General features: G+C 42.0%; 1 pseudogene. It reads right to left on the minus strand.

Going from position 1 to position 281, the window contains the following annotated elements:
• Window positions 1-107 precede the first annotated feature (107 nt).
• A pseudogene (locus C1E99_RS00385) lies at window positions 108-281 on the minus strand (transposase); the annotation flags it as partial.

Genomic DNA, 281 nt, shown 5'->3' on the forward strand with positions numbered 1-281 from the left:
GAGGCTTATTTGCCATGGAAGGAAAAAATTAAGAGAGCATGTAAATAGAAAAAGGTTCCAGAGTCGATAGGACTTTGGAGCCTTTTCAATATACTTTGTTATTGGGCGGTTACTAATTTCTTAGCCAATTTCGTAAGATTCATGCTCATTAGTAGGAATCCTATCTCAGTTTCAACCACCTTTTGACCTCTGACATGGACTCTGCGCACGCCAAAAACACCCTTCATCCTACCAAATACAGGTTCGACATCCACCTTGCGTTTGGCATAAATGCGGGCTCC

This window comes from Streptococcus suis, from assembly GCF_002964045.1.
GTDB lineage: Bacteria > Bacillota > Bacilli > Lactobacillales > Streptococcaceae > Streptococcus > Streptococcus suis_U.